The 12,541-nt window shown below is 70.9% G+C and carries 9 protein-coding genes; 6 read left to right on the top strand and 3 right to left on the bottom strand.

The features are described 5' to 3' along the window. Positions 1-25: 25 nt before the first annotated feature. Positions 26-1,714 (bottom strand): protein kinase domain-containing protein, encoded by a 1,689-nt coding sequence (locus QQM67_RS22835; RefSeq protein ID WP_314175922.1) that lies wholly within the window; start codon positions 1,712-1,714, stop codon positions 26-28. A 459-nt stretch (positions 1,715-2,173) separates the two neighbouring features. On the opposite strand from QQM67_RS22835, the gene QQM67_RS22830 reads away from it, so the two are divergent. Next, positions 2,174-3,757 (top strand): protein kinase domain-containing protein, encoded by a 1,584-nt coding sequence (locus tag QQM67_RS22830; protein ID WP_314175920.1) that lies wholly within the window; start codon positions 2,174-2,176, stop codon positions 3,755-3,757. A gap of 94 nt (positions 3,758-3,851) precedes the next feature. On the opposite strand, the gene QQM67_RS22825 is transcribed toward QQM67_RS22830, so the two are convergent. Next, positions 3,852-4,574, bottom strand: a complete 723-nt coding sequence (locus QQM67_RS22825; RefSeq protein ID WP_314175918.1) for a response regulator transcription factor — start codon at positions 4,572-4,574, stop codon at positions 3,852-3,854. A 402-nt stretch (positions 4,575-4,976) separates the two neighbouring features. Here QQM67_RS22825 and pdhA point away from each other — a divergent pair, with 402 nt between their 5' ends. The 5 genes from pdhA to QQM67_RS22800 all read left to right on the top strand — a co-directional run bounded on the left by pdhA (position 4,977) and on the right by QQM67_RS22800 (position 11,057). After that, positions 4,977-6,383 carry a pyruvate dehydrogenase (acetyl-transferring) E1 component subunit alpha gene (gene pdhA / locus QQM67_RS22820; RefSeq protein ID WP_314175917.1) on the top strand — a complete coding sequence of 469 codons (1,407 nt, stop codon included), beginning with the start codon at positions 4,977-4,979 and terminating at the stop codon, positions 6,381-6,383. 1 nt (position 6,384) lies between these two features. Beyond that, positions 6,385-7,413, top strand: coding sequence for a transketolase C-terminal domain-containing protein (locus tag QQM67_RS22815; RefSeq protein ID WP_399067392.1), 1,029 nt, complete (start codon positions 6,385-6,387; stop codon positions 7,411-7,413). 14 nt (positions 7,414-7,427) lie between these two features. After that, entirely contained in the window at positions 7,428-8,927 is a 1,500-nt protein-coding gene (locus QQM67_RS22810) for a dihydrolipoamide acetyltransferase family protein (RefSeq protein ID WP_314175916.1), read from the top strand. Between the two features lie 142 nt (positions 8,928-9,069). Further along, positions 9,070-9,747 (top strand): GntR family transcriptional regulator, encoded by a 678-nt coding sequence (locus QQM67_RS22805; protein WP_314175914.1) that lies wholly within the window; start codon positions 9,070-9,072, stop codon positions 9,745-9,747. After that, the gene (locus QQM67_RS22800; protein ID WP_314175912.1) at positions 9,744-11,057 is read left to right on the top strand and encodes an MFS transporter; all 1,314 of its coding nucleotides are present in this window, start codon (positions 9,744-9,746) and stop codon (positions 11,055-11,057) included. The genes QQM67_RS22805 and QQM67_RS22800 overlap by 4 nt, the downstream gene beginning before the upstream one ends. A 365-nt stretch (positions 11,058-11,422) precedes the next feature. Here the strand turns inward: QQM67_RS22800 and QQM67_RS22795 are convergent, their stop codons facing one another. Beyond that, positions 11,423-12,253 carry a maleylpyruvate isomerase family mycothiol-dependent enzyme gene (locus QQM67_RS22795; RefSeq protein WP_314175911.1) on the bottom strand — a complete coding sequence of 277 codons (831 nt, stop codon included), beginning with the start codon at positions 12,251-12,253 and terminating at the stop codon, positions 11,423-11,425. Positions 12,254-12,541 lie beyond the last annotated feature (288 nt).

Here is a 12,541-nt window from a genome sequence, read left to right as displayed (position 1 = left end):
CACCGTGCGGTGCGGGGCCGCCCGATCAGTCGGCGGGCTTGCCGGTGGAGACGGTCAGGTCGATCTTGTCCTTGTCCGGGTCCAGGTACTCGATCCCGTCGGGGGACTGCTCCAGGACCATGTTCTTGCCCCAGATGTTCTCGTCCTCGTGGGAGATCTCACCGAGCTTCCAACCGGCCGCGCTGATGCACTTCTTCACCGAGTCCAGGTTCTTGTAAGTGAAGTCGGGCACGATCTTCTTGCCCTTGTCCGAGTAGCTGTCGGACGCGTTGGTGCAGCGGGTCGTCTCGATCGTCTTGGACTTGTCCTCGGGCTTGAACCCTCCGGCCCCGTCGTCGTCGCCTCCGCCCGAATCCGCCGCGGGCTGGTCCCTCGAGGGCGGGGGAGCGCTGAGGGACGGGCTGTCGTCGGCCTTCGGATCGTCGCCCGAGTCGGCCGTCGCCACGAAGGCGATGACCACCGCCGTCACGGCGATGAACACCGCGACCAACGAACCCACGATCACCGGGGTGTTGCTCTTGCGAGGACCGCCACCCCCGCCGGGGCCCTGCGGCGAGAGCGTGTACGGCGGCGGCGTGTGCTGCCCCGCGCCCGGCTGCGCTCCGTACGGCGTCCCCGGTGCGTACTGACCCATCGGGGCCGTGCCGGGCGGCGGAGGAGTCGAGGGGCCGAACCCGCCGTACTGCTGCTGCGGTTGGTAGGGCTGCTGCACTCCGGGCGGCGGCGGTGTGCCCTCGCCGACCGGCGGGAAGACGGCCTGCCCGACGCCCGCGCCGCTCTGCGCGGGCAGACCTCCCTGGACGATGGACGGCGTGGCACCGGCGGCCGCGGCCTGCCCGCCGACGCGGGTGCACTCCCCGTGCATCGTCTCCGCGGACGGAAAGCGCTCGTTGGGGTTCTTCCGCAGCGTCCGCGCCACCAGCGCGTCGACGGCCGGGGTCAGCGACTGGTTGATCGCCGAGGGAGTCGGCGCCTCCTCCTGCACATGCGCGTACGCGATGGCCAGCGGGGAGTCGGCGTCGAACGGCAGCCGCCCGGTGAGCAGTTCGAAGAGCATGATGCCGACCGAGTACAGGTCGGAGCGGGCGTCGACCGCGCGGCCCAGGGCCTGCTCCGGCGACAGGTACTGCGGCGTGCCCACGACCATGCCGGTCTGCGTCATCGACGTGACCCCGGACTGCATGGCGCGCGCGATGCCGAAGTCCATCACCTTGACGACGCCGCGCTTGGTGATCATCACGTTGCCGGGCTTGATGTCGCGGTGGACCAGCCCCATCTCGTGGCTGACCTCCAGCGCGGCCAGCACATCACCGGTGATCTTCAGCGCCTTCTCGGCGGGCATGGCGCCGAACCGCGCGATGTCCTCGTCCAGCACCGAGCGCAGGGGCTTGCCCTCGACGTACTCCATGACGATGTACGGCACCATCGCGCCGTCGATCTCGTCCTCACCGGAGTCGAAGACGGAGACGATGTTGGTGTGTGTGAGCTTCGCGACAGACTGCGCCTCGCGGCGGAAGCGCTCGCGGAAGGACTGCTCGCGGCCGAGTTCGGTGTGCAGGGTCTTGACCGCGACCTGGCGGTCGAGGACGGAGTCGTACGCGAGATAGACCGAGGCCATGCCGCCGGCGCCGAGCAGGCTCTGCAACTGGAAGCGGCCGCCTCCGACCGTGCGGCCCAAGTACTCCGCGGCTGCCTGTCCGCCGTCGTCACTCATCTGACTGCTCCCCCTCGGCGGCACGCCCCCGCACAGTTTTTTCAGGGCATATTTCAAGCCCCTGAACCCGCTGATTCTCAGTACCTGCTCAGTCTGCCGGAGGGCACCGACACGTCAAGCGCAGTGCCCGTTCCGTAACCGGATGCGCAACCTGTGACCACATCTGTGTCAGCTGTACCGCTCCGTTACTTCTGCACCGGATGTTCCGATGTGCCCCGCGGCGTACGGGCACCGCGGAGCCCGTCGCGGAAGGCCTCGCGCCCACCGCCTGCGAACTTGCCAGCCGGGTGCCACAGCCGATTGGATGGCTGATCCGTCCCCATCCATGCGACTCCCCCGAGCCTGTAGCCTCCAAAGCGGAGCGTGCGACCCCGGGGCCTCCGGGCATGAGCCAGGAGTCAGGGGGTAGGCACCGCGCGACCCACGGCATGACGGCATTTCGATTCACGGCGAGGACAAATGGCACAGACGCAGGCCGGCGGGGGTCCCTCGGACCCTGACGCCATGGGCGGCTCGATGGCCGAATCGCCGGAGCTGTGGGGCAACAACGGCCTTGTCGGCGACGGCCGGTACCGCCTTACGCACCGCCTCGGGCGGGGCGGCATGGCGGAGGTCTTCGCCGCCGAGGACCTGCGCCTGGGCCGTACGGTCGCGGTCAAGCTGCTGCGCTCCGACCTCGCCGAGGACCCGGTCTCCAAGGCCCGCTTCACGCGCGAGGCGCAGTCGGTCGCGGGCCTGAACCACCACGCGGTCGTCGCCGTCTACGACTCCGGCGAGGAGACGATCGGCGGCAACGTCACGCCGTACATCGTGATGGAGCTGGTCGAGGGCCGCACGATCCGCGATCTGCTGCTCAACGCCGAAGCGCCCCCGGCCGACCAGGCGTTGATCATCGTCTCCGGTGTGCTGGAGGCCCTGGCCTACAGCCACCAGCACGGCATCGTGCACCGTGACATCAAGCCGGCCAACGTCATCATCACCAACACCGGCGCGGTCAAGGTGATGGACTTCGGCATCGCGCGCGCCCTGCACGGCGCCTCCAACACCATGACCCAGACCGGCATGGTGATGGGCACGCCGCAGTACCTCTCTCCCGAGCAGGCGCTCGGCAAGACGGTCGACATCCGCTCCGACCTCTACGCCACCGGCTGTCTGCTGTACGAACTGCTCACGCTCAGACCGCCGTTCACGGGCGAGACCCCGCTGTCGGTCGTCTACCAGCACGTCCAGGACGAGGCCGCGCCGCCGTCGGAGTCCTCCGAGGCCGTCCCGCCCGAGCTGGACGGACTGGTGATGCGGGCGCTCGCCAAGGACCCGGACGACCGGTTCCAGAGCGCCGAGGAGATGCGGGGCCTCGCCCAGTACGCGCTCCAGATGCTGCACGAACAGGGCAGCCACACGGGCGGGATGTGGAACACCGGCCCGGTCGCGCACGGCGGAGCGTCGACTCCGGCGATGGGCGTCCCCGGCGCCGACGCCCGGCAGCACCCGCCGCACGGCGACACCTCGACGCTTGCGCCGCCGATGCTCATGGGCCCGCCCGACCGGGACGACGGGGGCTTCGAGGGCGGTCCGCGCCGCGACGGCCGCCGCGGGGGCGGCGGCGTGAAGTACGCGTTCATCGCCTTCGCCGCCGTGATCGCCGTGGCCGCCGGCATCTACTTCGCCGCGTCGTACAACCAGGACGACGGCGGCAACGACACCAAGCCGGACAGGTCCACGACGGAGCCGAAGGACAAGAAGACCAAGGAGAAGCCGACTCCGACGCCGACCGAGACCGAGCAGGAGCCCGGCGCGACCACCGGCGACACCGGCGAGCAGACTCCGAGCCAGACTCCGTCGCAGACGACGCCGAGCGAGACCGAGAGCTCGCCCTCGGACGAGCCGACCGGCAGCCCGAGCGAGACGGCAACCGGCGGCAGCGGCGGTGCGGGCAGCGGCGGCGGTACGGGCGGCCCGACGGACACGCCCTCGGAGACGCCCACCGACGACGGCGGCACCGACCAGGGCGACACCGGCGGGCCCGGAGCCCCTGAGGAGTGAGCCGGCCGGGCCGGTGAGCTGTGCCGAGCTGATCTGAGCTGTGCCGTGCTGCTCTGAGCCGCTCTGCCCGGAAGCGCTCACCCCATTCGCCGAATCAGGCGCTCCGCTCTTCAGGCCCGTCCTGCCCGGCCCGCATGCGGGCCACGTACGCGGCGGCCTGCGTCCTGCGCTCCATGCCCAGCTTCGAGAGCAGCGTGGAGACGTAGTTCTTGATCGTCTTCTCGGCCAGGTTCAGTTCCTCGCCGATGGCCCGGTTCGTCATCCCCGCGCCGATCAGGTCGAGGATGATGCGCTCCTGACCGCTGAGCGCGGACAGCCTGTCGTCTCCCCCGCCGCCTCCGCCGTCTCTTCCGTCGCCGCTCGCCCCGCCGTCGCGGACGGCACCCTTGCGCAGCCGCTCCACGACCCGGCGGGCCGACTCCGGGGCGATCAGCACCTGTCCGGCGGCCGTCTCCCGTACGGCGGACTGGAGTTCCTTGCCGCGGATCCCCTTCAGCACATAGCCGGAGGCCCCCGCCAGCACGGCGTGCACCCGCGCCTCCTCGTCGGGGAAAGAGGTGAGGATCAGGCACGCGATCTCCGGGTTACGGGAACGCAGCTCGCGGCAGACCTCGATCCCGCTGCCCTCCGGCAGGCGTACATCGAGGACGGCGACGTCGGGGCGGGCCTCCGGGATGCGCTTCACCGCGTCCGCGGCGTTGTCCGTCTCGCCGATCACCTCGATGTCGGGTTCCGCCGAGAGCAACTCGTGCACACCCCGGCGGATCACCTCGTGATCATCAAGCAGGAAGACAGTGATTTGGGTGCTTTCTTCCATTTTTTCAGTCTCACACACTGGTCTGGGCTCCGCCCTTCCCGCACTCTGGAGCTGCGGGATACCGTGCTTGGGGCCTCCCCACGCTGAAGGCGTAGGGGAAGGGTCTGCGAGGCCCGCGAGGCTGTGACCAGTGATGTCCCTGATCCTTCGGCTTGCCGGTGCTTCCGAGTCGTTTACTTGGAAATCCGAGCAAAGTTGCAGGTCAGGGCGGCTTCATGCATGTATGGAGTCCTGGGAAACAGCTTCAGCGGGCCTCAGCCGAGACATCGTCACCGTCCGGTTGCCGTCCGTGCCGCACCCACCCCGTGCGCCGTACGGGACCGGGCGAGCCTCCCTCCGCCCCAGGGCGGAGGACCCCCAGGCCACCGGCGACCCCGGGGGCCGGACAGAAGAGGAGCACACGTGACCGTGGAGAGCACTGCCGCGCGCAGCATGTCGCGCCGCAGCGGCACCGGAGGCAAGCGCGCCACGAAGAAGACGGCGTCCGCACAGAGTGACGCGGGCGGCCAGAACGGTACGACGGCGACGACCGCGAAGCGTTCCAAATCCGCGAAGAAGACGTCCGCGAAACCGGCGTCCACCAAGACAGCGTCCACGAAGACGACGAAGGCGGCCAAGTCCGCGAAGCCCGCCAAGACGGCCAGGGCGTCCAAGGCGTCCACGTCCGGGAAGCCGCCCGCCGCGCAGCGGAACGCGAACGGATCCGCCGGCACCGAACTCGTCCAGCTGCTGACTCCCGAGGGCGAGCGCGTCGAACACCCCGACTACGCCATAGATCTGACGGACGAGGAACTCCGGGGCCTGTACCGCGACATGGTGCTCACCCGGCGCTTCGACAGCGAGGCGACGTCCCTTCAGCGCCAGGGCGAACTCGGCCTGTGGGCCTCGCTGCTGGGCCAGGAGGCCGCACAGATCGGCTCGGGTCGCGCGCTGCGCGACGACGACTACGTCTTCCCGACCTACCGCGAGCACGGCGTCGCCTGGTGCCGCGGCGTGGACCCGACGAAGCTGCTGGGAATGTTCCGCGGCGTCAACAACGGCGGCTGGGACCCGACCGTCAACAACTTCCACCTCTACACGATCGTCATCGGCTCGCAGGCGCTGCACGCCACCGGCTACGCGATGGGCGTGAACCTGGACGGCGCCGACTCGGCCGTCATCGCCTACTTCGGCGACGGCGCCTCCTCGCAGGGCGACGTGGCCGAGGCCTTCACCTTCTCCGCGGTCTACAACGCCCCCGTCGTCTTCTTCTGCCAGAACAACCAGTGGGCGATCTCCGAGCCCGCCGAGCGGCAGTCCCGCGTGCCGATCTACCAGCGCGCCGCCGGCTTCGGTTTTCCCGGCGTTCGCGTCGACGGCAACGACGTGCTGGCCTGTCTCGCCGTCACCCGCGCCGCCGTCGAGCGGGCGCGCAACGGCGAAGGGCCCATGCTGGTCGAGGCGTTCACGTACCGCATGGGCGCGCACACCACCTCCGACGACCCGACCCGCTACCGCCGGGACGAGGAGCGCGCGGAGTGGGAGGCCAAGGATCCGATCACGCGGCTGCGTACGTATCTGGAGAAGGACGGCCTCGCCGACGAGGCGTTCTTCGCCTCGGTCGAGGAGGAGAGCGAGGCCATGGGCAAGCACGTGCGCGAGGCGATCCGCACCATGCCGGACCCGGACACCATGGCGATCTTCGAGAACGTCTACGCGGACGGTCACGCGCTGGTCGACGAGGAGCGCGCCCAGTTCGCCGAGTACCTCGCGTCCTTCGCCGACGCCGACTCAGCCGACTCAGCCGCATCCGCAGGGGAGGGCCGCTGACATGGCCGCTGCCGCTACTTCGACCGCTTCCACCGCCGCGTCCACCACCCCGGACGTACGGAAGATGCCCATCGCCAAGGCGCTCAACGAATCCCTGCGCACGGCGATGGAGAACGACCCCAAGGTCCTCGTCATGGGGGAGGACGTCGGCAAGCTCGGCGGGGTCTTCCGGATCACGGACGGCCTCCAGAAGGACTTCGGCGAGCAGCGGGTCATCGACACCCCGCTCGCCGAGTCCGGAATCGTCGGCACCGCGATCGGGCTCGCGCTGCGCGGCTACCGTCCCGTCGTGGAGATCCAGTTCGACGGTTTCGTCTTCCCCGCGTACGACCAGATCGTCACGCAGCTCGCGAAGATGCACGCGCGCGCACTGGGCAAGATCAAGCTGCCCGTCGTCGTCCGCATCCCGTACGCGGGCGGCATCGGTGCCGTCGAGCACCACAGCGAGTCGCCGGAGGCGCTGTTCGCGCACGTCGCCGGCCTCAAGTGCGTCTCGCCGTCGAACGCTTCGGACGCGTACTGGATGATGCGCCAGTCCATCGAGAGCGACGACCCGGTCATCTTCTTCGAGCCCAAGCGCCGCTACTGGGACAAGGGCGAGGTGGACGTCACCGCCATCCCGGCGCCGCTGCACGCGGCCCGCGTCGCCCGTCAGGGCACCGACCTCACGCTCGCGGCCTACGGGCCGATGGTGAAGACGTGCCTGGAGGCGGCGTCCGCGGCGCAGGAGGAGGGCCGTTCCCTCGAAGTGATCGACATGCGCTCGATGTCGCCGATCGACTTCGACGCCCTCCAGAAGTCGGTCGAGAAGACCCGAAGGCTTGTGGTGGTGCACGAGGCACCCGTATTCCTGGGGACCGGCTCGGAGGTGGCCGCCAGGATCACGGAGCGCTGCTTTTACCACCTGGAGGCTCCGGTGCTGCGCGTGGGCGGCTTCCACGCGCCGTATCCGCCGGCCCGGTTGGAGGACGAGTACCTTCCGGGTCTTGACCGGGTGCTCGATGCCGTCGACCGCGCGCTGGCGTACTGAGGAGAGTCGTGACGATGACTGAGAGCGCGACCCGCATCCGCGAGTTCAAGATGCCCGATGTGGGTGAGGGCCTGACGGAGGCGGAGATCCTCAAGTGGTACGTCCAGGCCGGTGACACGGTGACGGACGGGCAGGTCGTCTGCGAGGTCGAGACGGCCAAGGCGGCCGTCGAACTGCCCATCCCCTTCAACGGATCCGTGCACGAGCTGCGCTTCACCGAGGGCACGACCGTGGACGTCGGCACGGCGATCATCGCGGTGGACACCGATCCGTCGGCCGGACCGCTGGAGGGCGGTGCCGCGGAGCCTCCGTCGGGAGGCGAGGCGGAAGGCGGGGGCGGCGAGAAGCGCCAGCCGGTGCTGGTCGGTTACGGCGTCGCGGACTCCCCGACGAAGCGCCGCCCGCGGAAGCAGCCGGCGGGCGCGGAGGCGCCCGCCAACGGCGGCGGGGCGGCGGAGTCCGTGCCGGAGCCCGTCCAGGACACCGTGCAGGCCGCCGTGCAGGGCGAGTTGAACGGTCACCGGGAGGCCGCTGCCACCGCTGCCCCTTCCGGCACCGCTGCCGTGCCCGGCAGTGCCACCGCGGCCCGCCCGCTGGCCAAGCCCCCGGTCCGCAAGCTCGCCAAGGACCTCGGCATCGACCTGACGACGGTGGTGCCGACCGGCCCCGACGGCGTCATCACGCGCGAGGACGTGCACGCGGCCGCCGCCCCCGCCGCCCCGCGCGTGCCCGCCCCGGCGGCGGCACCCGCCCCGTCCGCCGCGCCCGTCGCCGGAGCCCCGCAGCCCGAGGCCGCGGTCGCCGGTGCGCAGGCGCGCGAGACGCGGGTGCCGGTGAAGGGTGTACGGAAGGCCACGGCGCAGGCCATGGTCGAGAGCGCCTTCACCGCGCCGCAGGTCACGGAGTTCGTGACAGTGGACGTGACGCGGACGATGCGGCTCGTCCGTGATCTGAAGCAGGACCCGGACATGCAGGGGCTGCGGGTCAACCCGCTGCTGCTGGTCGCGAAGGCGTTCCTGGTCGCCCTGCGCCGTCACCCGGAGGCCAACGCCGCCTGGGACGAGGCGAATCAGGAGATCGTGCACAAGCACTACGTCAACCTGGGCATCGCGGCGGCCACGCCGCGCGGCCTGATCGTCCCCAACATCAAGGACGCACAGGCCATGACCCTGCCCGAACTGGCGGGGGCGCTCGGCGAGTTGGTCTCCACGGCCCGCGAAGGCAAGACCAGCCCGGCGGCGATGCAGGGCGGCACCGTGACCATCACCAACGTCGGCGTCTTCGGCGTCGACACGGGTACGCCGATCCTCAACCCCGGTGAGTCCGCGATCCTCGCCTTCGGCCAGGTACGGCAGCAGCCGTGGGTGCACAAGGGCAAGGTCAAGCCGCGCGACGTCACGACGCTCGCGCTCGCCTTCGACCACCGTCTGATCGACGGCGAACTGGGCTCCAAGGTGCTGGCGGACGTGGCGGCTGTGCTGGAGCACCCCAAGCGCCTGATGACCTGGACCTGACGCGCACGGACTCCGTCCGCCGGTGCCGGGCCCCTCGAACGGGGGCCCGGCACCGGCGCGTTCGGGGCCCGGGGGCGAACCAGCCGCGTCCACATCGCGGACGCGGAAACGCACGCATCTGTGTTGTATCTAAGCTGTGCACATGTCTGTCTCCACCGACCTCGCGACCGCCGCACCGTCACGCCGTCCACCCGCCGCCGAGCGCGTGTACGCGCACGTCAAGCAGGCCGTGCTGGACCGCCGTTACGAGGGCGGCATGCTGCTCACCGAGGGCGAGCTGGCCGAGGCCGTCGGCGTCTCGCGCACGCCCGTACGGGAGGCGCTGCTCCGCCTGGAGGTCGAGGGGCTGATCAAGCTCTACCCGAAGAAGGGCGCCCTGGTGCTGCCGGTGTCGGCGCAGGAGATCACCGACGTCGTCGAGACGCGGCTCCTCGTCGAGCAGCACGCCGTGCGCAAGTCCTCCGACCCGGTGCGCGCCGGGCTGATCGACCGGCTCCAGGAGCTTCTCGCCGAGCAGCGCGCACACGCCGACGCCGGAGACCTGACGGCCTTCGCGGTGAGCGACCGCTGCTTCCACGCGGAGATCGTGAAGAGCACGGGCAACGAGATCCTCACCCGGCTCTACGACCAACTCCGCGACCGGCAGCTGCGGATGGGCGTCGCCATGATGCACGCGCACCCGGACAGGATCGCCAAGAGCATCGCCGAGCACGCGGAGATCACGGAGAGCGTGCGGGCCGGGGACGCGGACGCCGCGGCCGCCGCCGTACGCCGCCACGTCACATGGGTGCGGGATCTGGTGCACGGTGATGTGCGGTGAGAGCATCCGCCTCCGCCGGCGTCCCGGTCCACGGCGATCCGCCCGGCGGCTCCCGCGCCGTCGCGGTCTGGGGCCTCGGCGTCACCGTCTACTTCGTCGCGATCACCTACCGCACGAGCCTCGGCGTGGCCGCGCTGGACGCCGAGGAGCGCTTCGACATCAACGCCTCGGCTCTGTCCACCTTCTCCATCCTCCAACTGCTCGTCTACGCGGGCATGCAGATACCGGTCGGGCTGCTGGTGGACAGGCTGGGCACGAAGAAGGTCCTGACGCTGGGCGTACTGCTCTTCACCGCCGGGCAGTTCGGCTTCGCCCTCTCCGAGTCCTACGGGGCGGCACTGGGCTGCCGCGCGCTCCTCGGCTGCGGCGACGCCATGACGTTCATCAGCGTCCTGCGGCTCGGATCGCGCTGGTTCCCGGCCCGGCGCGGCCCCGTCATCGCGCAGATCGCTGGGCTCATCGGCATGGCCGGCAACCTCGTCACCACCCTGGTGCTGGCCCGCGTGCTCGACGTGTTCGGCTGGACGGCGACGTTCGCGGGCAGCGCGGTCGGCGGCGTGCTGCTGCTGGTGCTCGTCGTCGCGTTCCTCAGGGACCATCCGAAGGGCTACGCGGTGGTCAACCCGCCCCACATGGGCGGAGGTTACGTACGGCGCCAGATCGCGCGGGCCTGGCGTGAGCCGGGCACCCGCCTGGGCATGTGGGTGCACTTCACGACCCAGTTCCCCGGGATGGTCTTCCTGCTGCTGTGGGGGATGCCGTTCCTCGTCGAGGGGCAGGGCCTGGAGCGCGCCAGGGCCGGTGAACTGCTCACCCTCATCGTCGTGTCGAACATGGCCGTCGGGCTCGTCTACGGGCAGGTGATCGCCCGGCACCACGCCGCCCGCGCACCGCTCGCGCTGGGCACGGTGTCGATGACCGCCGGGGTGTGGGCGGCGGTACTGCTGTGGCCGGGGCACGCACCGATGTGGCTGCTCCTGCTGCTGTGCGCGGTGCTGGGCGCCTGCGGGCCCGCGTCCATGATCGGTTTCGACTTCGCGCGTCCGGCCAACCCTCCGGAGCGTCAGGGCACGGCGTCGGGAATCGTCAACATGGGCGGTTTCACCGCCTCGATGACGACGCTGCTGGCCGTGGGCGTGCTGCTCGACGTCACGGGCGGCAGCTTCCGCGCCGGTTTCGCGACGATCTTCGTCCTGGAGGCGATCGGTGTCGCGCAGATCCTGCGGCTGCGCAAGCGCGCGCACCGGCGCGAGCGTGAGCGCGTGGTGGCGAGCCGCGTGGAGGCGGTGCACGTCCCGGTCTCACGCTGACGCGAGTGGCCCTGGCGGGCGCGTCGGCGGACGGGCAGCGGGTCGGGCGTCGTCCGGCGCAGCGACACCAGGCAAGGCGCGCGCAGCGGGCACCCTGGCGCGCATGCCCGGGGGCGGCTGCCGTCGGTCGCCAGTCGCCGGTCGCCGGTCGCCGACGGGCCCGGCCGCCGGGCGGCGAACCGCCGCCCGCCGCGGCGACGCCTGCCCGGCGTCGAACGGCGGCGAACCGACGCTCGCGAGGCTTCCGTTGGCGGGGGGCGCGGGGGGCACGCGGGGTCCGGCCTGGGCGGCCGGCGCCGGTGCGCCGCGCCCCGGCGTCGGCGCCGACGGTCGGCGGTCGGCGCAAGCGCGCCGCCGCCACCGCCTCACGGCGTGACGGAGAAGTTCTCCAGAATCGCCTTCGCGAGCTTCGCGTCGCCCTCGACCTTCACCTGGTCCGCCACGGCGTCCGCCCGCACCCGCCCGGCCGCGAGCCGCACATACGTCTCCCAGTCCAGGGACAGCGTCGCCGCCGGGCCCAGGGACGGGCTGCCGTCGACCGTGCCCCGGCCGTCCGCGCCGACCCGTACCGTGCGCATGAACTCGACCGGACCGCTGACGTCGAAGACCACCGCCGTGTTCGGCGGCGCGCCGGCCTTCTTCGCGACCGCCTTCGGCAGGCCCAGCACCATCAGATCGCGTGCGACGGCCGCGCCCTGCGAGTCCAGGTTGCCCGGCTTGCCGAGCGCCCGGCGCAGGTCCTGCTCGTGCACCCACACGTCGAACGCCCGCATGCGCAGCTGCTGTTCGAGCGAGATCTTCGAACCGCCCGGCATGATGTCCCGCACCTCGGCGTCCGGTTCGCGCTTCTCGTTACGCAGCTGACGGGAGCGGCGGATGATCGTGTACTCCAGCTCGCTCGTCATCTCCGGGCCCGTGTGGTGCCGCCGCACGTCGACCTGGATCTCCATGTGCCGGCTGGGCTCGTCCACGACGTGGCGCAGGTCGCGCGGCAGGGTGTGTATCGGCCGTGGATCGCCGAGGAGTTCACACTCCATGCCGATGATGTGCGAGACCACGTCCCGGACCGACCACCCGGGGCAGGCGGTGCGCCGGTTCCACTCGCCCTCGGCGAGCGGCCTCACCAGTTCTGATATCGCTTCGATGGACTCGGTCCAGGCGTCGACGTATGGCTGAAGGCTTGGGTGGTCGGTCACGAGACCCCTCGGGCGGTACGGACGTTCGTGGTCTTCGGTGCGTGCGGTGCTCTCAAGTTACGCTGCGCCAGGCCGACGCGGCAGTGCTTTCGGGGCACGATGCTAGGCCCATTCAGACCCCTTTGCGCACCGGCGGTGGTACTGTACGCGCTTGTTCGGCACGAATGCGGACGGAGCCGTGTACAACGGTCGATTCGCCTGCGGCGCGGGCCGGTTCACCCCTCCTTCCCCATCCCTCCCCTTCCTCTCCGCGCGCCCGCGTGAACGCGGCGCGTGCGGGCGCGCGGC

Source organism: Streptomyces winkii, assembly GCF_032248595.1.
GTDB classification, from domain to species: Bacteria; Actinomycetota; Actinomycetes; order Streptomycetales; family Streptomycetaceae; genus Streptomyces; species Streptomyces winkii.
This window is presented reverse-complemented; position numbering and strand designations above follow the sequence as displayed.